The organism is Pseudomonas sp. Marseille-Q8238 (assembly GCF_965111915.1).
Genome location: NZ_CBCOPI010000001.1, coordinates 1362389 through 1388699, shown reverse-complemented (window position 1 = coordinate 1388699; position 26311 = coordinate 1362389). Strand labels below are relative to the sequence as shown.

Here is a 26311-nt window from a genome sequence, read left to right as displayed (position 1 = left end):
AATTACTTACGCAGTTCGACGCGACGGTTCTGAGCCCAGGACTGCTCGTCGCTGCCAGTGGCAACCGGACGCTCTTTACCGTAGGAAACCAGTTCCAGCTGAGCCGGGGAAACGCCCTGCAGAACCAGGTAGCGTTGAACGGCTTTCGCACGACGCTCGCCCAGAGCCATGTTGTACTCGCGTGTGCCGCGCTCGTCAGTGTGGCCTTCCAGAACGACGCGAGCGCCATTGCCTTTCAGGTCTTTGGCGTGAACGTCCAGAGCGCGCATGGCTTCTGGCTTCAGGTCGGAGCTGTCGTATTCGAAGTAGAAGGTGGTGATGGCGCGCAGAGCGGCTTCTTCGCTCAGGGAACCGTCAACACCGCTACCGCCGGCGTTGTAACCAGCGTTAGGATCGATAGCGCCTTCGCCAGAGTTGTCGCCGCCTTTGGACGAGCAACCAACAGCAACGGCCAGAGCCAGACTCAGTGCAGCAAACTTGCCAAATTTCAGCATTTCCATGATGTAACTCCTAATGAAACCCCAGGTGTGTTTTAAAGCAAAACGTGTTGGTACCACATCAGTTCAGGTAGGGAGACCAAGAAGGCTCCCGAACATCGCCCTGTGCTGTGGGAATCGGGAGCCTGACGCGTCCATTGGTTGAGACGAGCATCAGCACGCCCCGGCCCTGCTGGCGGGTGGCGTAGATTAGCATGGTGCCATTGGGCGCAACAGTGGGCGAATCATCGAGACTGGTTTCCGAAAGTATCCGCAGGCGACTGGTTACCAGGTCCTGTGCAGCCACTTTGAAGTTGGTGAAGCCATCCTGACGATGGATCATTACCAGCGTCTTCTCATCCGCCGACAATTTGGGGTTGGCGTTGTAGTTACCAGTGAAGGTCACACGCTCAACTGCACCCGACGCAATGTTCAGTTTGTAGATCTGCGGCTTGCCTGCACGGTCGGAGGTGAAGTAGATGGTTTGGCCATCCTTACCCCAGAACGGTTCGGTATCGATCGCATAGTGATTCGTCACACGCTGCAACTGACGAGTACCCAGATCCATTACATAGATTTCCGGATTGCCGTCCTTGGACAGCACGAACGCCAGACGATTACCGTCCGGCGACCAGGCCGGGGCGCCGTTGAGGCCTTCGAAATTGGTGATCTGCTCACGACGCCCCGTATCGATGTGCTGAATGAAGATACGCGGACGACGCTGCTCAAACGATACGTAGGCAATACGACGGCCATCCGGCGCATAGCGCGGAGACAGGATAGGCTCACGAGACTGCAACAGCGTCACACCTCGTGCGCCGTCATAGTCTGAACGCTGCAAGGTATAGCGGGTGTTATCCACCGAAAAACGCTCAGCCGTGACATAGAGCATCTTGGTAGAAAACGAGCCTTTGATGCCGGTGAGCTTCTCGAAAGACTGATCGGCAACGTGGTGAGCCATGTCACGCAACTGATCGAGCCCACCACCCACAGTACCGGTGACAATCTGCTGCTCGGTGGCCACGTTGAACAAGGCGTACTGCACCTGCAGACGTCCGCCAGCCGGTACGATACTGCCCACCAGCACATACTGCGCATTCAATGCCTTCCAATCGCGGTAGATGATCTCGCTGGCCTGGGTAGGCAAGCTGATCATGTTCTGCCGCGAAATCGGTTCATACATCCCACTGTTGCGCAGGTCATTGCCGATGATCTCGGCCATGTCTTCCGGCAGCACACTGCCGCCCTGCCAGCCAAACGGCACCACGGCAATCGGAATAGCGCGATCAGAACCGCTGGTAACCAGGATGTTCTTTTCCTCAGCCATGGCCAGCGTGGCCATGCAGCAGAGAGCAACAAGAAATCCTCGAAGAATAGTGATCACAGGTCCAGATCCTCAGGCGTAAATGTCATCTTGAACGAACGGTAGGGATTGAAATCACGTGGACTAAGCCCTGCCATTTCACTGATACGACCCACATTGCGCACGGCTGTTACAGCCGAGCTGTCAAACGCCCCATCCCCACTGGATTTGGCCACAGCGACATTGGAGATGGTGCCGTCCGGCAACATATTGATCTGCACAACAACATGCATACCATTACGCGCGGAAGGCGGCCGACTCCAGTTTTGCGATACATACTGCCGAATCAGGTCATCAAAGTTTCCCGCGACCTGATCGCCGACCTCGTCAGCCAAGGCCTGTTGGCGCTGGGTCGTGTCAGACAGCAAATCAGCCAGGGCCTGCGCCTTCTTATCCTCGGCAGCCTTGCGTGCAGCCTCTTGAGACTTCTTCTTGGCAGCCTCTGCTGCTGCCGCTTTTTTCTTCGCCTCTTCAGCTGCCTTTTTCTTGGCATCTTCCGCGGCTTTCTTCTTGGCGTCTTCTGCCGCCTTTTTCTTTGCGTCTTCGGCGGCTTTCTTCTTCGCCTCTTCCTCGGCCTTTTTCTTGGCGACGTCGGCGAGGCGTTTTTCTTCGGCTTTCTTTGTCTCCTCGGCCTTCTTGCTTTCCTCAGCCTTCTTCGCCTCGGCAGCCTTAGCGGCCTCAGCTTGTTGTTTGGCTGCCTCGGTCTTCTTTTGTTCCTCTTGTTTCTGTTGCTCGGCCTTCTTGGCCTCCAACTGCTCGGCCTCATACTGACGGGCCGCAGTCTTCTGCGCCTCACCCGCAATTTTCTGAGTGGTCTGAGTAGTGGCCTGACTTTGCGACTTCAACTGATAGAGCGTGGCCTGAACAATTGGCTTGGCCGGCGGAAGCTCAGGAGCAAAGTGGAAGCTGACGAACAGCATGGCGAACATCAGGACGTGCAGACCCACCGCCCAGATGGTCGGCCAGAAATAGCTTTCCGAGGAGGAGCGTGCGCTCTGCTGCATCAAGGCGCCTCGGTTATCAGCCCGACGTTGCCCACGCCAGCCTGCTGCAAACCGCCCATTACCGCCATGACAGAGCCGTAGTCGACCGACTTGTCACCGCGCACGAACACCTGCACCTTTTTACCCTGCGCAGCGTTCTGGCTCATGATGGCACTCACCGTCTGCACCAACTTGGGCAGGTCAGTGGCTGTCTCGCTCTGCTTGCTCTGATCGGTGTCGACCTCTTCGCCCATGTTCCAGTAATAGGACTTGTCCGCCTTGATGGAAACGGTCAGCACACGGGAGTTGTTGTCCTGAGGCAATGCCTCACTCGAGACCTTGGGCAGATCGACCTTGACGCCCTGATTGAGCATCGGCGCGGTCACCATGAAGATCACCAGCAGCACTAACATGACGTCGATGTACGGCACGACGTTCATCTCGGCGACTGGCTTGCGTCTGTTACGAATTCTGGCCATGAGCTGAGCCTCAGTCTTCCGAGGTATGCACTTTGCGGTGCAGGATCGCCTGGAATTCGTCAGCGAAGGTGTAATAACGACCGATCAACATTTCGCCACGAGCGGCGAAGCGGTTATAGGCAATGACCGCCGGAATCGCAGCGAACAGGCCGATAGCAGTGGCGATCAGCGCTTCGGCAATGCCCGGCGCCACGGTCGCCAGCGTAGCCTGCTGCACCTGGGCCAGACCGCGGAAGGAGTTCATGATGCCCCACACGGTGCCGAACAGGCCGATGTAAGGACTGGTCGAACCGACCGTGGCGAGGAATGGCAGGCTCTGCTCGAGCTTCTCTTCTTCACGCGAGATGGCTACGCGCATGGCACGGGCCACACCGTCCATCACTGCATCCGGATCGACACCGGCTTGCTGGCGCAGGCGGGAAAACTCCTTGAAGCCGGCACGAAAGATTTGCTCGACTCCGCAATCCGGGTCTGGATTGCTACCGGCCTGGCGATAGAGCTTGGACAGGTCGATGCCCGACCAGAAACGCTCTTCGAAAACATCCAGGGACTTCTTCGCGGCACGCAGCATGGTGCTGCGCTGAAAGATCATGATCCATGAAGTGACGGATGCAGCCACCAGGATAAGCATGACCAGCTGCACCACGAAACTGGCGTTGCTGATCAGGCTCCACATGGACATATGGTCAACGGCGTTGGCTTCCACGCTTACTCTCCTGCTGGGGATAGACCCGCAACACCGGCAAAGGCTGAACGCAGCACTTCGGGGATGGCACGGGGTTTCAAACTGTCGGCGCGCACACAGGCCACCAGGAACTGCCCTTCACAGAGCAGCGTTTCATCCGCTACCCGCCTCACCTGTTGACGAAAGCGCAGGCTGACACGGTTTAACTCGATCACTTCGGCAGTGATTAAAAGCTCGTCATCCAATTTGGCCGGCGCGTGATAACGCGCCTCGGCTGAATGCACAACGAACAACAGGTCTTGCGTGGCAAGCGAAGACTGGGCAAAGCCCAGATCACGCAAGCGCTCGGTGCGAGCCCGCTCCATGAACTTGAGGTAATTGACGTAATAGACGATGCCGCCAGCGTCGGTATCTTCGTAATAAACCCGACAGCGATGGGTGAACACAGTGGCCTCGTTTTGCGCGCGCATACTCTAGTGCTTACTCCTGGCCTTGCCAATCGGCTCAGACCCCTGTTTTTCAACTATTCATTACCAGACGCGAAAAGATCGGCCGTGGGCGTTTCACCCAGACGTTTCGGCACATTGAGGCCGAAGTGCAGGTAGGCGTGACGCGTCACTACCCGCCCACGTGGCGTACGCATGATATAGCCCTGCTGGATCAGATAAGGCTCCAGCACATCCTCGATGGTATGGCGCTCTTCACTGATAGCCGCGGCCAGACTGTCGATTCCCACCGGGCCACCATCGAACTTGTCGATCATGGTCAGCAACAGACGGCGATCCTGATGATCGAAGCCATGTTCATCGACATCCAGCAGATTGAGTGCCTGATCGGCCACTTGCCGGGAAATCTGCCCGGTCCCCCGCACCTCGGCGAAATCACGCACCCGCCGCAACAGGCGGTTGGCTATACGCGGTGTGCCACGCGCCCGGCGGGCAATTTCGAACGCCCCTTCGGCCTCGGTCGGCAGACCGAGGATTTCCGCAGAACGCCGAACAATCGTGGTCAGGTCCGCCGTGTTGTAGAACTCGAGGCGCTGCACGATGCCAAAACGGTCACGCAGCGGGTTGGTCAACATTCCAGCCCGTGTGGTGGCACCGACCAGGGTGAACGGAGGTAGATCAAGCTTGATTGAGCGGGCAGCAGGCCCTTCGCCGATCATGATATCGAGCTGGAAGTCCTCCATTGCCGGATACAGCACTTCCTCGACAATCGGCGACAGGCGATGAATTTCATCGACGAACAACACATCACCGGGTTCAAGATTGGTCAACAAGGCCGCCAGATCACCGGGGCGCTCCAGCACCGGGCCAGATGTACTTTTGATCGCCACGCCCATTTCCTGGGCGATGATATTGGCCAAGGTGGTCTTGCCCAGACCAGGCGGGCCGAAGATCAGCGTGTGATCCAGCGCCTCCTTGCGATTCCTTGCGGCCTGGATGAACAGCTCCATCTGCTCGCGCACATTCGGCTGCCCGATGTAATCGGCCAGGCGCAGAGGACGAATGGCACGGTCCAACTGCTCATCGCGGTCGCGGCTACTGGCGGTTATCAGGCGGTCGGCTTCAATCACGTATCAGAACCTGTTTCGAATCTTGCCAACTTGGCAAAACCGGGGGTCTGCGCCAGCAGCACAAGACCATTCCGTCATAAATAAATGCCCTTAGGCGTTTCTACGGCTGCGCTATCGGCATGCCTCCGGGTGGAGCAGTGCTTAGACCATTCCTTTCAGCGCGCGACGGATCAGCTCCTCGCTACTCAATCCTTCCTCCCCTACCTGCGCCACTGCGCGACTCGCTTCCTGCGGCTTGAAGCCAAGGGAGATCAAGGCACTGACCGCATCATTCTCCGCGCTTGAGACTGCCACACCGGCGCGTGGTTCAACCACCAGCCCAGAGATGGACGGCATGCTTTCCCAAGCCTTGAAGCGATCTTTCAGCTCAACGAGCAGGCGCTCAGCGGTTTTCTTGCCCACGCCAGGCACCTTGACCAAGGTGGAGGTATCACCGGCCTGCACGCAGCGTACCAGCTCGTCGACCTCCAGACCGGACATCAGCGCCAACGCCAGCTTGGGACCCACGCCATTGAGGCGGATCAGCTCACGAAACAGCTCGCGCTCGCGCTTCTCGGCAAAGCCGTAGAGCAGGTGAGCATCTTCGCGCACCACCAGATGGGTGTGCAGCGTCACGGGCTCACCTAGTGCAGGCAAGCGATAAAGCGTGGTCATGGGCACTTCGATCTCATACCCCACACCATTTACATCAACCAGCAAGTGGGGTGGCTGCTTTTCCGCCAGCGTGCCTTTCAAACGTCCAATCACGAATTCGTTTCCTTAAATCAGTCAAAGACGCAGCCGGCCACCACGGCGCTTTGCCGTAGCCAGACCATGGGGAATCAAGCTCTGCCGATGATGGGCATGACACAAGGCGATGGCCAGGGCATCGGACGCATCGATCTGGGGTTTTTGCACCAGTTTGAGCAGGTGCATGACCATCATCTGCACTTGCTGCTTGTCCGCACCACCGGTTCCAGCGATAGCCTGCTTGACCTGCGTGGCGGTGTACTCAGCAATGTCCAGGCCCTCTTCCACTCCGGCGACGATAGCAGCCCCACGCGCCTGCCCCAGCTTCAAGGCCGAGTCGGCGTTCTTGGCCATGAACACCTGCTCGATCCCCATGGTCACAGGGCCATGGGTGCGAATGACCTCGCGCACACCACGGTAAACCGCCTGCAAGCGCTCGGGTAACGAACCGCTGCCGGTACGGATGCAGCCCGAGGCAACGTACTCGCAACCTCGCCCTATATCGCGCACCACACCATAGCCGGTGATTCGCGAGCCAGGATCGATCCCCAAAATCAGCGTCATGCCATTCATCCATCAGCAGCAACAATCGTCGCGACAACATACTGTCTATTTATCCAGGCGAGAGTATAGAGCGGTCACCCCGATGACGTCACTCGTCCATTACCAACAAAAGTGCAAACACTCCTGACGCCTCCTGAAGCCGCCGGCCAGCTGAACACCCGTAATCGCGAAAACTGTTTTGAGATAGCGGGACACAAAAAAGCCGGAGCCCCCAAGCATTGGTGCCTGAGGACTCCGGCTTCTACAGCCGAGCCAACTCAGTCGAGCTGTTCCATGATCTCGTCAGGGATTTCGGCGTTGTGATAGACGTTCTGCACGTCGTCCAGGTCTTCGAGCATGTCGATCAATTTGAGGACCTTTTTCGCGGTCTCCAGATCAGCGACAGGCGCACTGAGCGACGGGATCATCGCGATCTCGGCATCATCGCCTTTGAAACCGGCTTGGGTCAGCGCTTCATTGACCGACAGAAAATCGCCGAACGAGGTGAACACCTCGACCGAGCCATCATCGGCAGCGACCACATCATCAGCCCCCGCCTCGAGTGCGGCCTCCATCAACGCATCCTCATCCACACCGGGTGCGTAGCTGATCTGCCCCTTGCGGTCGAACATGTACGCCACCGACCCGTCAGTGCCGAGATTTCCGCCGCACTTGGTGAAGGCGTGACGCACCTCAGCTGCGGTCCGGTTGCGATTATCAGTCATGGCCTCAACGATGATGGCCACGCCACTTGGTGCATAGCCTTCATAGCTCAGCTCGACAACGTTATCGGCCTCATTGTTACCGGCACCTCGAGCGATAGCCCGATCGATCACATCGCGCGACATGTTGGCAGTCAGCGCCTTGTCTACCGCCAGGCGCAGACGTGGATTATCCGCCGGTATGCCGCCACCATGCTTGGCGGCTACGGTCAGCTCACGGATCAGCTTGGTGAAGATCTTGCCGCGCTTGGCGTCCTGACGCCCTTTGCGGTGTTTGATGTTGGCCCACTTGGAATGACCAGCCATAACTCACTCCATTTCTTTCTACTGAAGGTTGCTACCGGCGTGAGAGTTCGAGTCTCTGCGTCCGCCCCTTAATGAAAGAAGCCTGGAAATCCAGGCTTCTTGTGTCGGCTTACTCGGCCTTGGGCTGCTCGCGCAGACGAATGTGCAATTCGCGCAGCGCCTTGTTGTCGACAAGCCCCGGCGCCTGCGTCATGACACAGGCCGCACTCTGGGTTTTCGGGAAGGCGATCACCTCCCGGATCGAACTGGCCCCCGTCATCAGCATGACCAAGCGATCCAGACCGAAGGCCAGGCCACCATGGGGCGGCGCACCGAACTTCAGCGCATCGAGGAGGAAGCCGAACTTCTCCTGCTGCTCGTCTTCGCTGATACCCAGCACGCGGAACACGGTCTGCTGCATGGCCTTGTCGTGGATACGGATCGAACCACCACCCAGCTCAGTACCGTTGAGCACCATGTCATAGGCACGCGACAGCGCTGCAGACGGGTTGGCCTCCAGCTCGGCCGGCGTGCATTTCGGCGCGGTGAACGGGTGATGCATGGCAGTCAGGCTGCCGTCGTCATTCTCTTCGAACATCGGGAAGTCGACGACCCACAGCGGCGCCCACTCGGCTGTCAGCAGGTTCAGGTCATGACCCAGCTTGATGCGCAAAGCGCCCAGCGCATCGCAAACCACCTTGGCCTTGTCAGCACCAAAGAACACGATGTCGCCGTCGGCCGCGCCAACGCGATCGAGAATCTCGTTGAGATTCGGCTCGGCAATGTTCTTGACGATCGGAGACTGCAGGCCTTCGACGCCTTTGGCGCGCTCGTTGACCTTGATATAGGCCAGCCCCTTGGCGCCGTAGTTGCCGACGAACTTGGTGTAGTCGTCGATCTGCTTGCGCGGCATGCTCGCCCCACCTGGCACCCGCAGCGCAGCAACGCGGCCTTTCGGATCGTTGGCCGGTCCGGAGAAGACCTTGAAGTCGACATCCTTGAGCTGATCGGCAACATCGACCAGTTCCAGCGGAATGCGCAGGTCGGGTTTGTCGGAGCCGAAGCGGCGCATGGCTTCAGCCAGGGTCATGTGCGGCAGCTCGCCGAACTCGACGTCAAGCACTTCCTTGAACAGGTTGCGCACCATGGTCTCGGTGATGCCCATGATGTCGCTTTCGTCGAGGAAGCTGGTCTCGATGTCGATCTGGGTGAATTCCGGCTGACGGTCGGCACGCAGGTCTTCGTCGCGGAAGCACTTGGCGATCTGGTAGTAGCGGTCGAAGCCAGCAACCATCAGCAATTGCTTGAACAGCTGCGGCGACTGCGGCAGGGCAAAGAAGCTGCCAGCGTGGGTGCGGCTCGGCACCAGATAGTCGCGTGCGCCTTCCGGGGTGGCGCGGGTCAGAATCGGCGTTTCCACGTCGAGGAAGCCGTTGTCGTCGAGGTAGCGACGGATACTGCTGGTGATACGCGAACGCAGCTTGAGCTTCTCGGCCATTTCCGGGCGACGCAGGTCGATAAAGCGGTAGCGCAGGCGGGTTTCCTCGCCTACATCGCTGTATTCATTGAGCGGGAACGGTGGGGTTTCAGCTTCGTTGAGCACTTCCAGCTCGTAGCCCAGTACCTCGATAGCACCGGAGGCCATGTTGGCGTTGCGCGCACCCTCTGGCCTTACACGCACTTTGCCGACGATCTTGACGACGTACTCGCTGCGCACGCGGTCAGCCTTGGCAAAGGTCTCGGCGCGATCCGGATCGAATACCACCTGAGCCAGACCTTCACGGTCGCGGATATCGAGGAAAATCACACCCCCGTGGTCGCGACGACGATGGACCCAACCGCAAAGGGTGACTTCCTGACCGTCCAGGCTCTCGTTCAACTGGCCGCAATAGTGGCTGCGCATCATGATCGTGGTTCGCTTCTCTAATCAGTCTTGAATTCATCAGGCCAGCCGCTCGCTGGCATCGAGGCCGCGTTCACAGCAGCCCTTGTAGAGGCTCATTGCCCAGCGATACCGCCAGACTTCCGTCAATTCGGACAGGGCTCACGCCAAACCACCGCCCCACAGGGCAAGAAGCAGGCACACCGCCTTATCCAGAGCAAGGGGCGGGATTATATATGGTTAAGCGAGACGGTGCAGCCGCTCACCGGATGACCGCCCCAGACGCTTCTATACTTGCGAGCACCTGCCTACAAGGACATCTGGAACCTCTGCGCAAACGATAGACTCGAAGCATCGATTCCATTGACACAAGCCAACCCAGTTGAACACGTGCCCGTGATAGGATTTTTCCCATTGCGGCAAAGCGCAAACCCGATCATCCCTAGAGGAGAAATGCAGCTATGGAAATCAACATCGGCATTGCTGAACAGGACCGCGCAGCCATCGCTGAAGGTCTTTCTCGCCTATTGGCAGATACCTACACCCTTTACCTGAAAACCCACAATTTCCACTGGAACGTCACCGGACCGATGTTCAATACCCTGCACCTGATGTTCGAGGCGCAGTACACCGAGCTGGCCCTGGCTGTCGACCTGATCGCCGAACGCATACGCGCACTGGGCTTCCCTGCACCAGGCACCTACGCGGCCTATGCCCGCCTGTCCTCGATCAAGGAAGAAGAAGGCGTTCCAACCGCCGAAGACATGATCAAGCTGCTGGTACAAGGCCAGGAAGCCGTCGTGCGTACCGCGCGCGGAATCTTCCCACTGCTGGACAAGGTCAGCGACGAACCGACTGCCGACCTTCTGACCCAGCGCATGCAGGTTCATGAGAAAACCGCCTGGATGCTACGCAGCCTGCTCGCAGCCTGATACATCCCGACGTGCAAACAGGCCCGGCTAGTCCGGGCCTTTTGCCAGATATACCCAAACCCCATACCGCCCTTTAACAGCAGCGACATGAATGAGCCAACCGCCTAAAGCGCCATCGATACTCGAACTGTATCCCGAAGAAACGCGCGAGGCTGCCGACCTGCTAAAGCAGGCGGTACCTCATATGGTGCGCCATGACATTCCGCCCAACCCCATGCACTACGCGCTGTGGTACGCCTACAGCAAAGGGGCAGATCCTGATCTGAATCGCCGCCTGGACAAGATCACTCAGGATTTTGACAGTTTCCCTCCAGACGCCGCAGCCAAACTGTTTCGCGAGCACATTATCCGGGGCGAGCTCGATGAAGCACGCGCAGGCCAACAGCAAGTCATCACCCTGGTCGACGATATCGAAAGTGATGTCGAGCACAGCGTGAGCGGCAACCTGAATTATCAGAGCAGCCTCAACCTTGGCCTTGCCGCCCTGCAAGAGCCCGTCATCGAAGACCTGCCCAGCGTGCTCAACGAGCTCCAGCAGAGCACCCAGGAGATGCAGGCCCAACAAGAAAAGTTTCTGTACCGCCTGCGCGCCGCCCAATCAGAGATTCAACACCTGCGTAGCCAACTGGAACGAGCTCACGTTGCCGCCACAGTTGACAGCCTGACCAACGTCTTCAACCGCCATGCATTTACTCGCTTACTGGAGCAGGCCCTCAGCACCGATACGCAAGGTCTGGCACTGATCATTCTCGATATCGACCACTTCAAGCAGTTCAATGATCAATATGGCCATCCCCTGGGAGACCGCGTTCTGCAACATGTCGGGCAGCTACTGCGCGACCGGCTTCCCCCTCGCGGTATTGCCGCACGTTATGGGGGCGAAGAGTTCTGCGTCATCCTGCGCGACTGCCCTGATCTGAATAGCGCCCACGCCTTTGCCGAGCAATTACGCCTCAAGGTTCAGGCCCTGAGAGTCAAAGTCCGCACGACAGACAAATTGCTGGATAGCATCACCGCCTCCTTCGGCCTGGCATTGGCCCACCCGGAAGACACCTTCGAAAGCCTGCTGACCCGGGCCGACGATGCGCTGTATCAAGCCAAGCGTAACGGCCGCAACCAGATCCACCCAACGCCCAAAGAGCCCGTGCTAAGCGCTTGATTTGAGTACCCATCCGCTTTGCTGTTAAATACGGCCCGTGTTCCCGGCAGGTAACTGTCGGGACATAGGCGGCCATGCGACACAAGCAGCTCTTACCGAGCCCCGCACCAGCCGCTCCTCCTTTTATGTCAGCGTTAAAACAGTGAGCTCACTTGACATGTTGAAGATCGTCCATCTGTGCGCGGGCGTTGCCGCCCTGCTGCTGTCCTTTGTTCCTAGCTTGCGCAGCGAAGCCCTGCCCTATCTGCTAAATGCCGATGCGCTTTACCTCGCCCTGTTCGGCGCAAGCAACCTGCTGTTGGCACCCACTCTTTCAACTCGTAACCATTTTCAGGTACTGACTTCTGCCCTGCTCGTACTGACCGTTGTTCTACAAGCACTGGTTCTGCTAGCCCCGCTGCCATTGATTGCCGGCCAACCCGCCATCCTGCTCGGCCTCTCCACGCTGGCCCTCGCGGTAGTTTTCCACCTTGCGGGGCACATGACGCCTCGCCCACGCAACATTGTCGACAGCCAACCAGCGGCACTGAGCGGCAACCGCGAAACCGGCACGGTGAAGTGGTTCAATACATCCAAGGGCTTCGGGTTCATCTCTCGCGACACCGGCGACGATATCTTTGTGCATTTTCGCGCTATCCGAGGGGAAGGCCACCGCGTACTGGTTGAAGGCCAGCGCGTAGAGTTCTCCGTGATGAATCGCGATAAAGGCCTGCAGGCCGAAGACGTGATTGCCGCCGCCCCCAGTCGGCGCTGATCCAGACAAGAAAAAGCCCGCGACTTGCGGGCTTTTTTATACGCGGGCATTTAGTAATGAGGCGGCGGCGCCTCATCTTCCTCTATCCCGAACTGCACCTGCATTTCCTCCTGCCGCCGCACCAGTGCGGCAATCTGCAGTTGCAGGCGATCGATGATGCGCTGCTGCTCTACGACAACGTCATTGAGGGCGGAGATCGTGTCATCCTGAAAGGCCTGCCGAGTCTCCAGCTCCATTACACGCAGGTCGATGCTCATACCCGCACCTCGGAAAAAACGAATTCGCTCCCCATTACCGAGCCAAGACGCTCACGAATGGCCATGATCTGCGCATCGGTATAGGGAACTGCCGGATGACGCCCCCAGACAGGTGCAGGCCAGGCCATGTCTTCGCGATATCGCGCAATGACATGCATATGCAGCTGACCGACTACATTGCCCAGTGTGGCGATATTGATCTTGTCAGCCGAGAAAACATCTCGCAGAACCTCTGCCAAATGCGTGGTTTCTGCCCACAATCCCGCCTGATCAGCATTACTCAGATGAAATACCTCACTGACATCCGCGCGGCGAGGCACCAGGATAAACCAAGGGTAATTGGCGTCATTCATCAGCAATACGCGACACAAAGGAAAATCGCCAATCAGCACCGTATCCTGCTGCAAGCGAGTGTCGAGCGTAAACATCGTGATCTCCTTCATCAATTAAACCTGCTCGCACCCGAGCCCATGTAGAGCAGGATACAACGAAGCGCTGTGCACACCATTTTCCTGATAAGACAGATGCACCACATTCAGACAATCAGCCTCTACACGAGCACCAACTTCGGGCACTTGGGCACCTCACGCCTACCAGCCAAGAATGAGAATGAAATCCACAAGCGTCTAACGGCATTTATTTTTGATAACCGAAATAGCCCTCAGCCAACAAGCTCGTCTTGAGCTGATCAAAACCTACCGGCATCAAGAAATGCGGCATCAATCATCTAGGGAAAAGCATTATTTAGCTCAGCAAAACCGCTTAATAAACGCCCGAAAAACATGCTGCCGCACTCTGTGAAAGCACCTCCATAGGTTTTGTGCACAGTTATTGCTTTGTCTCTACAGTAACGCTAGGGACGACCCTGGAATGGCCAAATGCCAGCTTAAATGAGATTGCTGGCAGCCCCAGCCGACAGCCATCTAGAGGCATTTTTGCAAGACTTTTGAACACGAGAAACAACCAGGGATGAACGCGATGAGCGAAGGAACGAGCCCGAAGGAAAGCCATACAAAGCTATAAAAATGCGACATGCGATATACTTTTTCGCGACGCACGAGCAAATAAAGTGCAGCTGTCTGACAGCAAGTGTCGCCAACTATGTCGGCGTGCTATAAGTTACCGCCGACACAAAAAGAAAGAGCTGCTCGCAAGCAAGTTAACGATGAGCAGCGTAACTCTTCCAAACCAAGGAGCATTCCCAATGCAAGTAATGAAGTGGAGCGCACTGGCTCTGGCCGTGACCGCATGCACCACCCAGCTGGCTTTCGCCAGCGCTCAGTCCGACTCGAAAGGCTTCGTCGAAGACAGCAGCCTGAATGTGCTTCTGCGCAATACTTATTGGAACCGCGACTACAACAAAGGCGTGGACGACGTAAAAACCTGGGGCCAAGGTTTCATCGGCACCTTCGAATCCGGCTTCACCCAAGGCACTGTAGGCTTCGGCGTTGACGCCTTCGGCCTGCTGGGCGTGAAATTGGATGGCGGCCAGGACGATATGTTCCGCCTCAAGTCCAACGGACACCGTCAAGACGACCTGTCTCAAGCTGGCGCTGCCGTAAAAGCCCGCTTCTCCAACACCGTGATCAAGTACGGTAACCAGTTCCCGGAACTGCCGGTTCTGGCCTATGACGATTCCCGTCTGCTGCCACAATCCTTCACTGGCACCCTGGTAACCAGCAGCGAAATCGAAGGCCTGGAGCTGAACGCCGGTCGCTTCACTCAAGACAGCCCGATGGCTTCGCCTGCCCGTGACGGCGGCAACCTGAAAAGCATCAACGTCCTGGGCGGTAGCTATCAGTTCAACGAGAACTTGAGCGTTGCCCTGTACGCTTCCGACATCGACGATGTTGCGAAAAAACAGTACGCCAACGTGAACTACACCATTCCGCTGGCCGCTGAACAGTCGCTGAACTTCGACTTCAACATCTATCGCACCAAGTACGAAAACGACACTACCGCTTCCGACAGTTTCTTCGGCAACGGTATTGAAGGCGACAAGAACACCGTCTTCAGCCTGGCCGGCAAGTACACCGCTGGCTCGCACGCTTTCATTCTGGCCTACCAGCAGAACAGCGGCGACGTAGGCTATGCCTATGACATCGGCGACGGCGGCAGCGCGATCTACCTGGCCAACTCCTACTACTCCGACTTCAACAATGCCAAAGAAAAATCTGTACAAGCTAGCTATGAGCTGGACTTTGCAGAGTACGGCGTACCGGGTCTGAGCTGGAAAACCGCCTACGTTTACGGCTATGACATCAAAGTCCTCAACGAAAGCGATGCCAAAGAGCGCGAGTTCTTCAACCAGGTCAAATACGTGTTCCAGAACGGCCCGGCCAAAGACCTCTCCCTCAAGGCACGTAACTCGATCTATCGTACCGACAACAACTTCGGTACCGACCTGAACGAATGGCGCCTGTTCATCGAGTACCCGCTGAGCATCCTGTAATTCAGGTTGTGATCGGTTAGTCGATACAAAAAAGCCCGGCATCTGCCGGGCTTTTTTCATTAGCCGATGAAGACAATTCCATCACAGAGGCAATGCGTACGTTCCGGTCACATGCGCGACCAGATCATCCTCTGCCCCCTGTGAATACACCTGCACCTCACACACCGCCTGACGCCTCGACAACCGCAGAATTCGTGCTGCAGCCAGCAAGTCCACTGGTGCGGGTTTGGCCAGGAAATTGATATTCAGGTTAGCGGTGACCGCCATCTCCACACGACCCAGACGCCCGAGCACTACGGCATACATGGCCGCATCCGCCAGAGCCATTATGGTTGGCCCCGACAAGGTACCTCCCGGTCTGACCAATCGAGCATTGAATGGAACCCTGACCAGCGCCTGATTGCCATCCAGGTGGTCGATTCGCAATTCAATATCCTCGGCCATTGGCACGCCGGCCCGAATAAGAGCCTGAACCTGCCCAGCGGTCAACTCAGTCACGTGTCACTCCCGGTCTGATCCTGTACGCCACCGTACTGGCACCGTACAATGCCGAGTCATTATTTGCCCTCGCAACCGACAAAACGGCCAAACATGCGTACCAGTCAGTATCTGCTCTCCACCCTCAAAGAAACGCCTTCCGATGCTGTCGTAATCAGCCATCAGTTGATGCTGCGTGCAGGCATGATCCGCAAGCTGGCGTCTGGCCTGTACACCTGGCTGCCCATGGGCCTGCGCGTGCTACGCAAGGCTGAAGCCATCGTGCGTGAAGAAATGAATGCCGCTGGCGCACTCGAAGTACTGATGCCCGCCATCCAGCCGGCCGAGCTTTGGCAGGAATCTGGCCGCTGGGAACAGTACGGTCCGGAGCTGCTGCGTGTTCATGATCGCCACAACCGTGAGTTCTGCGTTGGCCCAACCCACGAAGAAGTGATCACCGATCTGGCACGCAACGAGCTGAACAGCTACAAGCAACTGCCGATCAACCTGTATCAAATCCAGACCAAGTTCCGTGACGAGATCCGTCCGCGCTTTGGCCTGATGCGTGGCCGTGAATTCATCATGAAGGACTCCTATTCCTTCCACACGAGCCAGGAATCGCTGCAGGAAACCTACGACCGCATGCACCAGGCGTACTGCAACGTCTTTGCTCGTCTGGGCCTGAAGTTCCGTCCAGTACAAGCCGATACCGGCTCGATCGGTGGTACCGGGTCGCACGAATTCCATGTGCTGGCCGAGTCCGGCGAAGACGATATCGCCTTCAGCGATACCTCCGACTACGCCGCCAACATCGAAAAAGCCGAAGCGGTTCCCCGCGAAACCAGTCGTGGCGAGGCTAGCGAAGCCCTGCGCCTGATCGATACCCCGGACGCCAAAACCATCGATGAGCTGGTCAGCCAGTTCAATCTGGCCATCAGCAAGACCATCAAGACTCTGGTCGTGCATGGCGCAGAAGAAGGCAAGCTGATCGCCCTGATCGTACGTGGCGATCACGAGCTCAATGAGATCAAGGCAGCCAATCTGGAACAGGTTGCCAGCCCTCTGGTTTTCGCTTCGGATGCGGAAATACGCGCTGCCATCGGTGCAGGCCCAGGCTCACTGGGGCCAATGAACCTGCCGATTGCCTGCGTGATCGACCGTTCCGTTGCCCTGCTCAGCGACTTCTCTGCCGGCGCCAATATCGACGGCAAACACTATCTGGGCCTGAACTGGGAACGCGACCTGCCCCTGCCCGCCATTGCCGACCTGCGCAATGTGGTAGCCGGCGACCCGAGCCCGGATGGGCAAGGCCTGCTGGAAATCAAACGCGGCATCGAAGTTGGGCATATCTTCCAGCTCGGCACCAAATACAGTGAAGCTCTGGGCTGCAAAGTGCTGGGTGAGAGCGGCAAACCGATCACCCTGATCATGGGTTGCTACGGCATTGGCGTATCACGCGTGGTCGCCGCTGCCATCGAGCAGAATTGGGACGAGCGCGGCATTCTCTGGAGTGATGCACTCGCGCCTTTCCAGATCGCTCTGGTACCGATGAAGTACGAAAACGAAGTCGTGCGCGAAGCAACGGACAAGCTGTATGCCGAGCTGACAGCTGCTGGCTATGAAGTCCTGCTGGACGACCGCGACAAGAAAACCAGCCCAGGCGTGAAATTCGCCGACATGGAGCTGATCGGCATTCCACATCGGATTGTCGTCAGTGACCGCGGCCTGGCAGAGGGCAACCTCGAGTACAAGAATCGTCGTGATACCGAAGCGCAAGCCGTACCGGTCGATGGCATTCTTTCTTTCATCAACGCCCGCACCGGCCGCTGATAGCGTTTTATCCAAGAGCGATCATGTTCAAGCGAAGCACCATCCGCCTCAGCGCCGTTCTGTTCGGCGCCCTTTTTCTCGGCGGCTGCGCCAACCACCTGCCGCAACGCAGCGAGCAAGAAGAGCGTGTCGAGCGCAAACTGCTCGACCATAGCCTGCAGATCGATGTGGGCGAACCCCGCATTCTCGAATTGCCGCAACGTCGCGTGCGAGTGAACGAGCAAAAGACCTTCGAAGTCACCGAATTCGAAGTCACGCGCCGTTATGATCGCTACACCCCTTACCAGCCATGGCGCGAGATCTATGAAATACCGCTCGGAGCTGTCGCAGTGGTTGCCGGCGTTGGTGCCAATATCGTCAATGTCTTCGCCCTTGGGCGCCTCCCCGACTCGGTAACCCGAGGCTGGATCAGCTACGGTATCGCCGGGCTCAATCCCTTCATGAACGTTGAATCCAACGGTCGCTCCGAGCAGAACCTGGCCAGCCTTGACGAGAAGCAGCGTGACAAGCGCATGGAATACTCCAGCCTGCCATGGGCCGAGCGCCCAGTACTGGTAAAGGCCGGAAACACGACTCACGAACTGACGACCGACCGCAATGGCGTACTGCGCCTCAACTTGCTCGACGAGCCCTTTGCCGAGCAGGACGTCAGCCTTGTCGGCAACCTGCTGCTAAGCGTCGAAGATCCAATCGACAAGGCTCGTGCCGACGAAACCCTCCTGGTCAGCCGCACCTTGCGCGGCAAACTGCGGGAAGCCCATACCCTGATCTATGACGATCTGGAAGACGACGAAGTGAACGAGTGGGTGCATCGGGTCAAGCGCCTGTCCGATTTGGGGCTGGAAGAAGAAGCCAGCGAATTGGAACAGAGCCTCATAGAGCTGACCCGCAATGATCCGGAGCTGCAGCAGGAGTTCGTGCACAAGCTGCTGAAAGATGCCGGCCGGCTGGCCGCAGACCCTGGTAACGACTGATCCTTCACCGCGCACAACAGCTCTTAACAAGCCTGACGATAACAGTTAAACCGTCAGGCTCAGCCGCTCCAAGAAGCTGTTTCGTCTGTCGCGAGCTGAACCACAACAAGGCGGAAAACGCAGCTTGGCCGCCGCGCAGCAGTCCAAGACAGGCTCTAACGCCGGATAACGAAGCCGGTGATACCCTGCAATGACTGCTCCTGCAGCTCGACCGCTTCGACCTCCGCCAAAGGCGAACCACTGCTGAGCCAAGCCTCAAGCTCACGCACAACGCTCTCCTCGCCCTCCACCAATACCTCGACTCGGCCATCGGGCAGATTGCGCACCCAGCCGTCGAGGTCCAGGCGCTCCGCCTCTTCACTGGTGTATTGGCGAAAGCTCACGCCCTGAACCTTTCCTGAAACATAACCATGCAGGCAAATACGCGCCATGCTTCACTCCTGACTCTGTAATGCGGATAGCTTGGACAGTAATCCTTCAGCGGTCTGCTCACCGACAAGCCGCTCACGCAAGGCGCCTTTGGGGTCGACGATATAAGTCACAGGCAGCACGTCATTGCGAGGCAGCCCATAGCGCTGCGCAGGGTCACTGGCCAGTACGGTGAATCGAATATCGAATGAGTCGGCAGCCTCACGCAGAGGCTCGCCCTGAAGTGCATCGAAATTGACCCCAATCACCTGGGCCTGTCGATTTTTGAGCTGCTCATTCAATAAGTTGAGTTCTGGAATTTCCGTGCGGCAGGGCTTGCACCATTGAGCCCAGTAATTAATCACCAACCACTGCCCTTGCAGTTGTTCCGCCGTGACCTTTCGTCCATGCTGGTCCGAACCCAGATCTTCGGCGCACCCAGCCAGCATGAATCCGGCCAGCACTACCACCATAAACTGGAGTCGTATTCCCATGCATTCGATCCTCGTACATGCGGGGTTGATATGACGCTGGATGCCCTGCGCCTGGAAGTACCAGATATCCACGATGGCGAGACGGCATCGCTTGTCGGGCTGAACGAACAACTGGCAAGTGCTCGCTCTCAATCGACGGATAACGCACTGCAACAAGTGCTAAGCCTGCTTTTTCACTTCAACCGAAGCGCCATGACCTTACTGGAAAGGCAGCGCGCTCTGCAAAGTTTCAGCGAAGAATACCGCCATTATGCAGTGACCTATCAGGAACACAGGGCGCCCTCGCCCCTGTTTCTGCACCTGTGCGCCGAATTGGCCGCCGGTTTCAAGCGCCTGCTCCTGCAGATACTTCAAGGCCACCAGCCTTCACGTCCACATTTGGCGTGGTGCCTGTACATGGCCGAGCACTTCGTTGCGCAAACCCTGATGCGTCACTACCAGACCTACCAGGAACCTCCACCTGGGCTTTGGCGAGACAGTCACTTGCTGTACTGGCTGGGCGAGCACCAGAACTGCCTTGATGAACACGTGGCAGCTGCTTTCCAGCCTGCACCGGCCAGCACCCTTCGCGGCTTGTATCAACAGACCCTGCTGCTGGCGATGAGCAACCCCTTCCACCTTGCCGACGGTGAGTGTCCACGCCTGTTCAGCGCGCTGACCCCGCTCGCGGAACTGGCACGCCTGATCCCCTGGGATGCAGAGGAAGACAACGAAAGCCCGATCATCGACCTCAGCCAGCCCCTGCCCTGCCTGCCGTATGAGCAAGCCGTCACCAGCGACCCCGACTGCCTGCGCCGCCTTGAGCTCGGCGCGCTGTTGATTGCCATGGATGACCCCGCGCCTTTGCAACGCGCAGAAGAACGCGAGCTGCTCGAGCGCGTCCAGCAGCACTGGCTCGGCAGACAGCAACGCCGCCATCCACGCGCAGACTTCAGCGCCGACTGCAATGTCGTGATCGGCTTGCCAACCATTCATGCCCAGCTATTGGAAAAACGCCCTTCGACCTGCTCAGCCCAGATGCTGGATGCCAGTCCTGGGGGAGCACGCCTACTGTGTAACGCTGATCAGGGCCATCAGTTGCCCGTTGGCCAACTGCTCCTGGTCTTGACCAGCAAAGGCACACCCAGCCTTGCACTAGTACGCTGGCGACACCTGAACAGCAATGGGCTTCACTTGGGCGTACGCTACCTGAAAGGCCTGCCACGGCCGGTCTGGTTACGGCGCGCACCCAGCTCACAGACACATCCCGCCGTCCTGCAAAGCACGCCGGAACCAGGCAACGGTTGGCACCACGGCCTTTGGCTGCCCTGCGGACAATTTGTCGAAGGGGAAAATCTCTGGCTTCAATTGGCCAACATCAATAACCAGGCGGTGCTGCCCCTGCCGGCAGCCAACCTCAGCACCTCGACCGTGGTAAGGCATCCTTTGCGCCTGGCCTGAATTTGCGAGCACGATCACGACCGATGGCGTCTGAACGCACAGTTTTCCCCGTACCTGCCACTTATGATGAGCAGCCAACACATTCACTAGAAAAACCGGAGCCCCTGCATGTCCCAAACAGCTGACAAGCTGATCGGCCCAGTCCCCTCCAGCATCGTCAACAGCGCCCGTTCCAGCGTCACTGCCTACGAAGGGCGCGTGGTCGAGTTCAATGTCGCCGCCTGGCTGCACTTGCCAGGGTTGGCCAACCTGCCTGTCTCGCTACTGGTCAGCTATCGGGATGGTGCCCAGCAACGGGAAGCGGCTGTCGACCATGGCAAGGTCAATGCCCACCATAAGGTCATGCTGTCCGGTATTGCCCGCCTGCCCATGAAGCTCAAGATCGAAGACATGCAAATACGTCTGCGCTCGGCTGTAGAGACCAAGACAGTCATCGTGGAAGAGTTGTTTGTTCAGGCCGTCGAGCAACAGAATAGTGACAGCCGCCAAGCGAGTGCCTGATTGCTCAACGAGGCTCCCAAACCGCGCTTAAAGCGCGGTTTTGCGTTAGGGCTTCAGGCCGTCTCGGCATCCGACTCAAGCGCGTCGGGACACTGCATAGCAAGGCTTTGTTCTCCAGCGCCTTCAGGCTGTGGCACCAGAGACTCCGGCCAACGCGCAAACGTCAGCCCTGTTATGCGATTCAGGCGCGCCAATGCATCCTCGGCATCGCGCTCGAGCAGGTGAATGACCTTACGCTCCCTACTGCTCATGACATCCTCGGAAAAATACTGGCACTCTGCCAGCTCAATTACCAAGAGATAGCCAAAAGCATGCCAGCTTGCCGAGGCTGAGAAATAAGGTCGTGAGAAGCGCGTCGAGGCAAAGCCTACCTGTTCAACGCCCTAATCTGACCTTTTTTGTCACCTAAGTGGTCAACTATTGCCGCGTAGCCAGTGGGCGAGGCTGCCGTCGAACAAGACCGCCTGTTCATCATTGAGCGCATTCAACGCCTGACGTAATCCGGGGTACCAGGCTTCATCGAGCTGCTCTGGCAATTGGCTCAGCCGAGGCAATGGCCAAGGGCTGCGACTGAGCAATTGATACAGGCTGAAATGTTCCAGATCACGACACAGCACCCAGCCTGCACCACCACTGACCCGACAGACCAGGTGCTCACGCTCAAGAAACTCGAGCACTTCCTCCCACTCATGCTCTTCCAGCGGCCAGCCTTCACGTTGCGCATCCACGTGACGAACCGCTAGCCCCTTTTGCTGCCGCCGGTGAAAGACCCGCAACACACCCAGCATGATCAGGACCTTGGGCAACGCTCGGCGACGCCATTGGCGTGAAGATGACAGGTTGCACACCAGTTCCGCGCCAAACAGCACGATCAGCCAGGAGACATAAATCCACAGGAGAAACAGCGGCACGGTGGCGAACGCGCCGTAGATCAGTTGATAGCCAGGGAACAGCCGGACGAACACACCAAACAGCGCCTTGGCTATCTCGAACAAGACCGCACCGAACAAACCGCCAATCAGAGCATGGCGTAAGGGCACGCGGGTATTCGGTACCGTGGCGTAGATCAGGGTGAAAGCCGCGACGCTGGACAGCAATGGTGCAAAACCGAGCAATGTCTTGGCGCCGATCAGTGCATTCGGGCCGGCAAGCAATGCCAGCGACGTGATGTATGTGCTCACCGCAAATCCAACGCCCAGCAGCAATGGCCCAAGACTGAGAATTGCCCAATACAGCAGGAACCTCTGAACCCCACGACGCGGCTGGCGTACTCGCCAGATCGTATTGAATGCCTTCTCGATGTTCAGCAGCATCATGAACGCCGTCACCGCCAGCAGCACCACGCCAACCCAGGTCAGCTTGCGCGCCTGCACAGTGAAGTCCCGCAGATACTCCTGCACCGTAGCGCCAGATGAAGGGACAAAGTTGCGGAAGATAAAACCTTGAATGTCTTCACCCATCCCCTGGAAGGCAGGAATCGCCGAGAGAATGACAAACGTCACTGTCATCATCGGCACCACCGCGAATAGGGTGGTATAGGTCAGCGCCCCCGCACTCTGCATGGCCCGATCAGCAAAGAAACGCTGCAGCAGAAAGCGCCAAAACTCCATAACGTCGACAAACCGCTGCCGCATGCCCTCTCCTTGAAGCTATGCAATACCTGCTGCGCCCGCAGGCGCCAAGGCGGGTAGAATAGCGCCCACCCTAGGCAAGATGCGACCCATCCATGACCGACCTGACTCTCTATCACAACCCTCGCTGCTCGAAGTCCCGCGGCGCTCTGGAGCTTCTTGAAACACGTGGCCTGCAGCCGCACGTGGTGCGCTATCTGGAAACCCCACCAACGGCCAGCGAACTGAGCAGCCTGCTTGGCAAACTCGGCATCCCTGCCCGCCAGCTGCTGCGCACCGGTGAAGACGACTATCGGGTGCTGAACCTGGCCGATAGCAGCCTCACCGAGGCACAACTCATTGATGCCATGGCCGCTCATCCCAAGCTGATCGAACGACCGATACTGATCGCAGGCGACAAGGCCGTGATAGGTCGTCCACCTGAGAAAGTCCTGGAGCTGCTGGCATGAGCACACCCTATATCCTGGTGCTCTATTACAGCCGCCACGGCTCCACCGCAGAAATGGCCAGGCAGATCGCCCGCGGTGTCGAACTGAGCGGCATGGAGGCGCGCCTGCGTACGGTCCCAGCCATCTCTGCAGAATGCGAAGCAGTGGCCCCGGCGGTGCCTGCCGAAGGCGCCCTCTACGCCAGCATCGAGGACCTGAAGAACTGTGCCGGCCTGGCACTTGGCAGCCCTACCCGCTTCGGCAACATGGCTGCACCCATGAAGTATTTCATCGATGGCACCAGCAGCCTGTGGCTCACTGGCGAACTGGTCGGCAAACCCGCAGGCGTGTTCACTGCCACGTCTAGCTTGCACGGCGGACAGGAAAGCACCTTGCTATCAATGATGCTGCCACTGCTGCACCACGGCATGCTCATCTGCGGCCTGCCCTACAGCGAAGGTGCCCTGCTGGAAACCCGTGGCGGTGGCACCCCCTATGGCCCGAGCCATCACGCCGGGGCCGACGGCAAGCGGGCGCTGGATGAACATGAAATCAGCCTATGCCGTGCACTGGGTCAGCGCCTGGCCAAGACTGCCCTGCAACTGACGCCCCCGGAGAACACGCGTGGCTAAGCAAGCAAAACCTCTTCCTTCACTCGACTGGCTACAGCCGCGCCTCAAGCTCAGTCGAGCACTCAGTCTGTTCAGTTTCATTGCTCTGATCATTCTTCTGCTGGTCTGGAATCTCGGTTTTGCCGACCTGCACGGTGCACGCACCTGGGTAGTGCTGTGCATCCAACTCGTTCCGCTGGCCCTGCTCGCACCCGGTCTCGTAATCGGCAGCGCCAGAGCCCATGCCTGGACCTGCTTCGTGATGAATATCTACTTCATCCAGGGGATTCTTGCCGCCATCGACCCCAGCCGCGCGCTGTTCGGCGCCCTGGAGACAGTCATCAGCTTCAGCCTGTTCTGCAGCGCCCTGGTCTATACACGCTGGCGCTTCCAGTACGACCGCAAGCTGCTCGGCGAAGCCTGATGCGCCTGGTCCTGCTGCCAGGCCTGAATGGCAGCGACCGACTGTTTGCCCCATTGCTGCCTTGCCTGGATAGTTTGCACATCGAATACTGCAGCCTCCCCGAGCAAGGTCAGCAAACCTACGCAGCGCTGACTGAAGCCCTGCTGCCGAAGCTGGGCAGCAGCCCCTATGTCCTTTTAGGGGAATCCTTTTCCGGACCATTGGCATACGCCATCGCACAGCACCAACCCCCAGGTCTGCGCGGCGTGATCCTGGCTGCCTCGTTTCTGCAACGACCGCATCCCCTGCTGGCATTAACGCCCTATCTACCGCTGCCGCGAAATCTTCTGCGTGCAGGACCACTACTCAGGCTGCTCTGCGTAAACGGTCAGGCCTCCCCAGAACTGCTCGCACTGCTGCGCGGGGAAATCAGTCAATTGCCGACTGCACTGATACGCCAACGCCTGCTGACGTTAAACCAGCTGCAAGCACCCAAGCAGCCGCTCACGCTGCCGGTACTGCATCTGCATGCGCGCCAGGACCGACTGATCACACGAAAAGCCGCTGCCAGCGTGCAACAGCATTGCCAGGACCTACGCCAGATCGACATCGATGGGCCACACTTCCTCCTGCAAAGCCAGCCTCAGGCAAGTGCAAAAGCGATCAGGGCGTTCATCGAGGAGCTGATTCAACAGGACTCTGCTGTGACTGAGCACGGCTAAACGGCACGCCACTACCAGCCGAGAGTCTCTTTCAGAAAGGGAATGGTCAGTTTACGCTGAGCTTGCAACGAAGCCTGATCGAGGCGCTCAAGCAACTCGAACAAGGCGCTCATGCTGCGTTCACCCCGGGTTAGGATAAATCGACCGACCTCATCGGTCAGGTGCAAGCCCCGACGTGAGGCCCGCAACTGCAGGGCGCGCAGCTTTTCCTCGTCCGACAAGGCATGCAGCTGGAAGACCAGCGCCAAGGTCAAGCGCGACTGCAGATCCGCCAGGCCCACCGGCAACTCACGCGGGGCAGCTGCGGCGGCCAGCAACAGACAACGGCCCGCATCACGCAAGCGATTGAACAGGTGGAAAAGTGCCTCTTCCCACTCCGCCCGACCGACCACCGCATCCAGATCATCGAGGCAAACCAGGCCGCACTGTTCCAGATTGTCGAGCAACGCCGGGCCATAATCGGCGACCTCCGCCAACGGCAGGTAAACCGCCGACTCACCACGCTGCTCGAACCGCAGGCACGCCGCCTGTAGCAGATGACTACGCCCAACGCCCTCGATGCCCCATAGATAGATCAGGTTTTCCGCCCACCCGGCATCCGCCTCACACATACGCTCGACATAGCCGAGTGCTGCTGCGTTGGCACCTGGATAATAGTTGGCGAAGGTGGCGTCATCGCGCAGACGCACACCAAGGGGCAGTTGAATCGGGATCATGCTGAGCTGAGCGGCTCGTCAAAGCCGGCTCCGGGTAGCTATAAAGGCTGGAAAGTTTATAGTCTTGGGCGCCGGGTGTCATTGAATGCTTAATCGTTCCATTTCAGTGACTTAGAGCCAGCCCGGCTCAACACCAACAATGTTACGCCGCGGCGGAATACCCGATCAGCATTCCATGCTCGACCTTGAGTAGATGCCCGTTGACGTTAAGAGTGAGGGGCGCTCGACTGACGATTTTCGCGCCACCGAGTAGTAGATGATCGATATGAGCGCGTAAGGCTACGAATTTCCGCTGTTCCTTCATCGGAAAGCTCTCCTAATTGAATGCGAGGCAAATGCTAACAAAAACAAATGGCATTTTGACACTATTCATTCGTAGAAGGCCGTAAAAAACCTCCC

Annotated in this window: 30 protein-coding genes and 1 pseudogene; 13 read left to right on the top strand and 18 right to left on the bottom strand. The window is 58.0% G+C overall.

Annotated elements, in window-relative coordinates:
* Nucleotides 1-2: 2 nt before the first annotated feature.
* From pal to aspS, 11 genes are all read right to left on the bottom strand, one after another.
* Complete coding sequence (gene pal, locus ACWPW0_RS06350; protein ID WP_447590053.1) at nt 3-500, bottom strand: peptidoglycan-associated lipoprotein Pal; 498 nt, start codon at nt 498-500, stop codon at nt 3-5.
* Nucleotides 501-558: 58 nt separating this feature from the next.
* The gene (gene tolB, locus ACWPW0_RS06345) at nt 559-1818 is read right to left on the bottom strand and encodes a Tol-Pal system beta propeller repeat protein TolB (RefSeq protein WP_454256700.1); all 1260 of its coding nucleotides are present in this window, start codon (nt 1816-1818) and stop codon (nt 559-561) included.
* 38 nt (nt 1819-1856) lie between these two features.
* On the bottom strand, nt 1857-2846 hold the full coding sequence (gene tolA / locus ACWPW0_RS06340) for a cell envelope integrity protein TolA (protein ID WP_454254771.1): 990 nt from the start codon (nt 2844-2846) through the stop codon (nt 1857-1859).
* Nucleotides 2843-3301 (bottom strand): protein TolR, encoded by a 459-nt coding sequence (gene tolR / locus ACWPW0_RS06335; RefSeq protein ID WP_447590048.1) that lies wholly within the window; start codon nt 3299-3301, stop codon nt 2843-2845. Before tolR ends, tolA begins: the two co-directional genes overlap by 4 nt.
* A gap of 10 nt (nt 3302-3311) precedes the next feature.
* Nucleotides 3312-4007 carry a protein TolQ gene (gene tolQ, locus ACWPW0_RS06330; RefSeq protein WP_447590046.1) on the bottom strand — a complete coding sequence of 232 codons (696 nt, stop codon included), beginning with the start codon at nt 4005-4007 and terminating at the stop codon, nt 3312-3314.
* A 2-nt stretch (nt 4008-4009) separates the two neighbouring features.
* Entirely contained in the window at nt 4010-4456 is a 447-nt protein-coding gene (gene ybgC / locus ACWPW0_RS06325) for a tol-pal system-associated acyl-CoA thioesterase (RefSeq protein WP_447590044.1), read from the bottom strand.
* Between the two features lie 53 nt (nt 4457-4509).
* Nucleotides 4510-5562, bottom strand: a complete 1053-nt coding sequence (gene ruvB / locus ACWPW0_RS06320) for a Holliday junction branch migration DNA helicase RuvB (protein WP_454254770.1) — start codon at nt 5560-5562, stop codon at nt 4510-4512.
* A gap of 141 nt (nt 5563-5703) precedes the next feature.
* A complete protein-coding gene (ruvA, locus tag ACWPW0_RS06315) occupies nt 5704-6309 on the bottom strand; it encodes a Holliday junction branch migration protein RuvA (RefSeq protein ID WP_454254769.1) in 606 nt (201 codons plus the stop codon).
* 21 nt (nt 6310-6330) lie between these two features.
* Nucleotides 6331-6855, bottom strand: coding sequence for a crossover junction endodeoxyribonuclease RuvC (gene ruvC / locus ACWPW0_RS06310; RefSeq protein ID WP_454254768.1), 525 nt, complete (start codon nt 6853-6855; stop codon nt 6331-6333).
* 257 nt (nt 6856-7112) lie between these two features.
* Nucleotides 7113-7862 (bottom strand): YebC/PmpR family DNA-binding transcriptional regulator, encoded by a 750-nt coding sequence (locus ACWPW0_RS06305; RefSeq protein WP_447590037.1) that lies wholly within the window; start codon nt 7860-7862, stop codon nt 7113-7115.
* 109 nt (nt 7863-7971) lie between these two features.
* Nucleotides 7972-9747 (bottom strand): aspartate--tRNA ligase, encoded by a 1776-nt coding sequence (gene aspS / locus ACWPW0_RS06300; RefSeq protein ID WP_454254767.1) that lies wholly within the window; start codon nt 9745-9747, stop codon nt 7972-7974.
* A 437-nt stretch (nt 9748-10184) separates the two neighbouring features.
* Between aspS and ACWPW0_RS06295 the strand changes: the two genes are divergently transcribed.
* The 4 genes and pseudogenes from ACWPW0_RS06295 to ACWPW0_RS06280 all read left to right on the top strand — a co-directional run bounded on the left by ACWPW0_RS06295 (nt 10185) and on the right by ACWPW0_RS06280 (nt 12568).
* Nucleotides 10185-10655, top strand: coding sequence for a Dps family protein (locus tag ACWPW0_RS06295; protein ID WP_447590033.1), 471 nt, complete (start codon nt 10185-10187; stop codon nt 10653-10655).
* A gap of 91 nt (nt 10656-10746) precedes the next feature.
* On the top strand, nt 10747-11814 hold the full coding sequence (locus ACWPW0_RS06290; protein ID WP_454254766.1) for a GGDEF domain-containing protein: 1068 nt from the start codon (nt 10747-10749) through the stop codon (nt 11812-11814).
* A 157-nt stretch (nt 11815-11971) separates the two neighbouring features.
* Nucleotides 11972-12277 (top strand): annotated as a pseudogene (locus ACWPW0_RS06285) (cold shock domain-containing protein membrane protein); the annotation flags it as partial.
* 63 nt (nt 12278-12340) lie between these two features.
* The gene (locus tag ACWPW0_RS06280) at nt 12341-12568 is read left to right on the top strand and encodes a cold-shock protein (protein ID WP_454256699.1); all 228 of its coding nucleotides are present in this window, start codon (nt 12341-12343) and stop codon (nt 12566-12568) included.
* Between the two features lie 50 nt (nt 12569-12618).
* Here ACWPW0_RS06280 and ACWPW0_RS06275 read toward each other — a convergent pair whose 3' ends face one another.
* Nucleotides 12619-12825 (bottom strand): SlyX family protein, encoded by a 207-nt coding sequence (locus ACWPW0_RS06275; protein ID WP_447590027.1) that lies wholly within the window; start codon nt 12823-12825, stop codon nt 12619-12621.
* Complete coding sequence (locus tag ACWPW0_RS06270; protein WP_454256698.1) at nt 12822-13253, bottom strand: HIT family protein; 432 nt, start codon at nt 13251-13253, stop codon at nt 12822-12824. The genes ACWPW0_RS06275 and ACWPW0_RS06270 overlap by 4 nt, the downstream gene beginning before the upstream one ends.
* A gap of 776 nt (nt 13254-14029) precedes the next feature.
* Between ACWPW0_RS06270 and ACWPW0_RS06265 the strand changes: the two genes are divergently transcribed.
* Nucleotides 14030-15277, top strand: coding sequence for an OprD family porin (locus tag ACWPW0_RS06265; RefSeq protein WP_454254765.1), 1248 nt, complete (start codon nt 14030-14032; stop codon nt 15275-15277).
* A gap of 81 nt (nt 15278-15358) precedes the next feature.
* Here ACWPW0_RS06265 and ACWPW0_RS06260 read toward each other — a convergent pair whose 3' ends face one another.
* Nucleotides 15359-15766, bottom strand: coding sequence for a PaaI family thioesterase (locus ACWPW0_RS06260; RefSeq protein WP_447595560.1), 408 nt, complete (start codon nt 15764-15766; stop codon nt 15359-15361).
* A 102-nt stretch (nt 15767-15868) separates the two neighbouring features.
* Between ACWPW0_RS06260 and ACWPW0_RS06255 the strand changes: the two genes are divergently transcribed.
* The gene (locus ACWPW0_RS06255) at nt 15869-17584 is read left to right on the top strand and encodes a proline--tRNA ligase (protein WP_454254764.1); all 1716 of its coding nucleotides are present in this window, start codon (nt 15869-15871) and stop codon (nt 17582-17584) included.
* 23 nt (nt 17585-17607) lie between these two features.
* Nucleotides 17608-18558, top strand: a complete 951-nt coding sequence (locus tag ACWPW0_RS06250) for a hypothetical protein (protein ID WP_447590022.1) — start codon at nt 17608-17610, stop codon at nt 18556-18558.
* A 155-nt stretch (nt 18559-18713) separates the two neighbouring features.
* On the opposite strand, the gene ACWPW0_RS06245 is transcribed toward ACWPW0_RS06250, so the two are convergent.
* Together ACWPW0_RS06245 and ACWPW0_RS06240 are read right to left on the bottom strand one after the other, a co-directional pair.
* A complete protein-coding gene (locus ACWPW0_RS06245; protein ID WP_454254763.1) occupies nt 18714-18989 on the bottom strand; it encodes an acylphosphatase in 276 nt (91 codons plus the stop codon).
* Nucleotides 18990-18992: 3 nt separating this feature from the next.
* On the bottom strand, nt 18993-19460 hold the full coding sequence (locus ACWPW0_RS06240) for a TlpA disulfide reductase family protein (protein WP_454254762.1): 468 nt from the start codon (nt 19458-19460) through the stop codon (nt 18993-18995).
* Nucleotides 19461-19490: 30 nt separating this feature from the next.
* Between ACWPW0_RS06240 and ACWPW0_RS06235 the strand changes: the two genes are divergently transcribed.
* Together ACWPW0_RS06235 and ACWPW0_RS06230 are read left to right on the top strand one after the other, a co-directional pair.
* Nucleotides 19491-20900 carry a PilZ domain-containing protein gene (locus ACWPW0_RS06235; protein ID WP_454254761.1) on the top strand — a complete coding sequence of 470 codons (1410 nt, stop codon included), beginning with the start codon at nt 19491-19493 and terminating at the stop codon, nt 20898-20900.
* Nucleotides 20901-21008: 108 nt separating this feature from the next.
* The gene (locus ACWPW0_RS06230) at nt 21009-21401 is read left to right on the top strand and encodes a hypothetical protein (RefSeq protein ID WP_454254760.1); all 393 of its coding nucleotides are present in this window, start codon (nt 21009-21011) and stop codon (nt 21399-21401) included.
* Nucleotides 21402-21814: 413 nt separating this feature from the next.
* Here the strand turns inward: ACWPW0_RS06230 and ACWPW0_RS06225 are convergent, their stop codons facing one another.
* The gene (locus tag ACWPW0_RS06225) at nt 21815-23035 is read right to left on the bottom strand and encodes a YihY family inner membrane protein (protein WP_454254759.1); all 1221 of its coding nucleotides are present in this window, start codon (nt 23033-23035) and stop codon (nt 21815-21817) included.
* 92 nt (nt 23036-23127) lie between these two features.
* Between ACWPW0_RS06225 and arsC the strand changes: the two genes are divergently transcribed.
* Genes arsC through ACWPW0_RS06205 form a run of 4 tightly spaced genes read left to right on the top strand, consistent with a single transcriptional unit; the run spans nt 23128 to nt 25196 of the window.
* Nucleotides 23128-23481 (top strand): arsenate reductase (glutaredoxin), encoded by a 354-nt coding sequence (arsC, locus tag ACWPW0_RS06220; RefSeq protein ID WP_447590008.1) that lies wholly within the window; start codon nt 23128-23130, stop codon nt 23479-23481.
* Nucleotides 23478-24092 (top strand): NAD(P)H:quinone oxidoreductase, encoded by a 615-nt coding sequence (gene wrbA / locus ACWPW0_RS06215; RefSeq protein ID WP_447590006.1) that lies wholly within the window; start codon nt 23478-23480, stop codon nt 24090-24092. The genes arsC and wrbA overlap by 4 nt, the downstream gene beginning before the upstream one ends.
* Nucleotides 24085-24495, top strand: coding sequence for a DUF2069 domain-containing protein (locus ACWPW0_RS06210; protein ID WP_454254758.1), 411 nt, complete (start codon nt 24085-24087; stop codon nt 24493-24495). The genes wrbA and ACWPW0_RS06210 overlap by 8 nt, the downstream gene beginning before the upstream one ends.
* Nucleotides 24495-25196 (top strand): alpha/beta fold hydrolase, encoded by a 702-nt coding sequence (locus ACWPW0_RS06205; protein WP_454254757.1) that lies wholly within the window; start codon nt 24495-24497, stop codon nt 25194-25196. The genes ACWPW0_RS06210 and ACWPW0_RS06205 overlap by 1 nt, the downstream gene beginning before the upstream one ends.
* An 11-nt stretch (nt 25197-25207) precedes the next feature.
* Here ACWPW0_RS06205 and hda read toward each other — a convergent pair whose 3' ends face one another.
* Entirely contained in the window at nt 25208-25912 is a 705-nt protein-coding gene (gene hda, locus ACWPW0_RS06200) for a DnaA regulatory inactivator Hda (protein WP_447590000.1), read from the bottom strand.
* Nucleotides 25913-26311: the final 399 nt, after the last annotated feature.

What these genes read in the sequence shown, in the direction of transcription:
- pal (WP_447590053.1), bottom strand. Translation starts at nt 500, where the DNA reads ATGGAAATGCTGAAATTTGGCAAGTTTGCTGCACTGAGTCTGGCTCTG.
- tolB (WP_454256700.1), bottom strand. Translation starts at nt 1,818, where the DNA reads ATGGCCACGCTGGCCATGGCTGAGGAAAAGAACATCCTGGTTACCAGC.
- tolR (WP_447590048.1), bottom strand. Translation starts at nt 3,301, where the DNA reads ATGGCCAGAATTCGTAACAGACGCAAGCCAGTCGCCGAGATGAACGTC.
- ybgC (WP_447590044.1), bottom strand. Translation starts at nt 4,456, where the DNA reads ATGCGCGCGCAAAACGAGGCCACTGTGTTCACCCATCGCTGTCGGGTT.
- ruvC (WP_454254768.1), bottom strand. Translation starts at nt 6,855, where the DNA reads ATGACGCTGATTTTGGGGATCGATCCTGGCTCGCGAATCACCGGCTAT.
- ACWPW0_RS06305 (WP_447590037.1), bottom strand. Translation starts at nt 7,862, where the DNA reads ATGGCTGGTCATTCCAAGTGGGCCAACATCAAACACCGCAAAGGGCGT.
- aspS (WP_454254767.1), bottom strand. Translation starts at nt 9,747, where the DNA reads ATGATGCGCAGCCACTATTGCGGCCAGTTGAACGAGAGCCTGGACGGT.
- ACWPW0_RS06295 (WP_447590033.1), top strand. Translation starts at nt 10,185, where the DNA reads ATGGAAATCAACATCGGCATTGCTGAACAGGACCGCGCAGCCATCGCT.
- ACWPW0_RS06290 (WP_454254766.1), top strand. Translation starts at nt 10,747, where the DNA reads ATGAGCCAACCGCCTAAAGCGCCATCGATACTCGAACTGTATCCCGAA.
- ACWPW0_RS06275 (WP_447590027.1), bottom strand. Translation starts at nt 12,825, where the DNA reads ATGAGCATCGACCTGCGTGTAATGGAGCTGGAGACTCGGCAGGCCTTT.
- ACWPW0_RS06270 (WP_454256698.1), bottom strand. Translation starts at nt 13,253, where the DNA reads ATGTTTACGCTCGACACTCGCTTGCAGCAGGATACGGTGCTGATTGGC.
- ACWPW0_RS06265 (WP_454254765.1), top strand. Translation starts at nt 14,030, where the DNA reads ATGCAAGTAATGAAGTGGAGCGCACTGGCTCTGGCCGTGACCGCATGC.
- ACWPW0_RS06255 (WP_454254764.1), top strand. Translation starts at nt 15,869, where the DNA reads ATGCGTACCAGTCAGTATCTGCTCTCCACCCTCAAAGAAACGCCTTCC.
- ACWPW0_RS06250 (WP_447590022.1), top strand. Translation starts at nt 17,608, where the DNA reads ATGTTCAAGCGAAGCACCATCCGCCTCAGCGCCGTTCTGTTCGGCGCC.
- ACWPW0_RS06245 (WP_454254763.1), bottom strand. Translation starts at nt 18,989, where the DNA reads ATGGCGCGTATTTGCCTGCATGGTTATGTTTCAGGAAAGGTTCAGGGC.
- ACWPW0_RS06240 (WP_454254762.1), bottom strand. Translation starts at nt 19,460, where the DNA reads ATGGGAATACGACTCCAGTTTATGGTGGTAGTGCTGGCCGGATTCATG.
- ACWPW0_RS06235 (WP_454254761.1), top strand. Translation starts at nt 19,491, where the DNA reads ATGACGCTGGATGCCCTGCGCCTGGAAGTACCAGATATCCACGATGGC.
- ACWPW0_RS06230 (WP_454254760.1), top strand. Translation starts at nt 21,009, where the DNA reads ATGTCCCAAACAGCTGACAAGCTGATCGGCCCAGTCCCCTCCAGCATC.
- ACWPW0_RS06225 (WP_454254759.1), bottom strand. Translation starts at nt 23,035, where the DNA reads ATGCGGCAGCGGTTTGTCGACGTTATGGAGTTTTGGCGCTTTCTGCTG.
- arsC (WP_447590008.1), top strand. Translation starts at nt 23,128, where the DNA reads ATGACCGACCTGACTCTCTATCACAACCCTCGCTGCTCGAAGTCCCGC.
- wrbA (WP_447590006.1), top strand. Translation starts at nt 23,478, where the DNA reads ATGAGCACACCCTATATCCTGGTGCTCTATTACAGCCGCCACGGCTCC.
- ACWPW0_RS06205 (WP_454254757.1), top strand. Translation starts at nt 24,495, where the DNA reads ATGCGCCTGGTCCTGCTGCCAGGCCTGAATGGCAGCGACCGACTGTTT.
- hda (WP_447590000.1), bottom strand. Translation starts at nt 25,912, where the DNA reads ATGATCCCGATTCAACTGCCCCTTGGTGTGCGTCTGCGCGATGACGCC.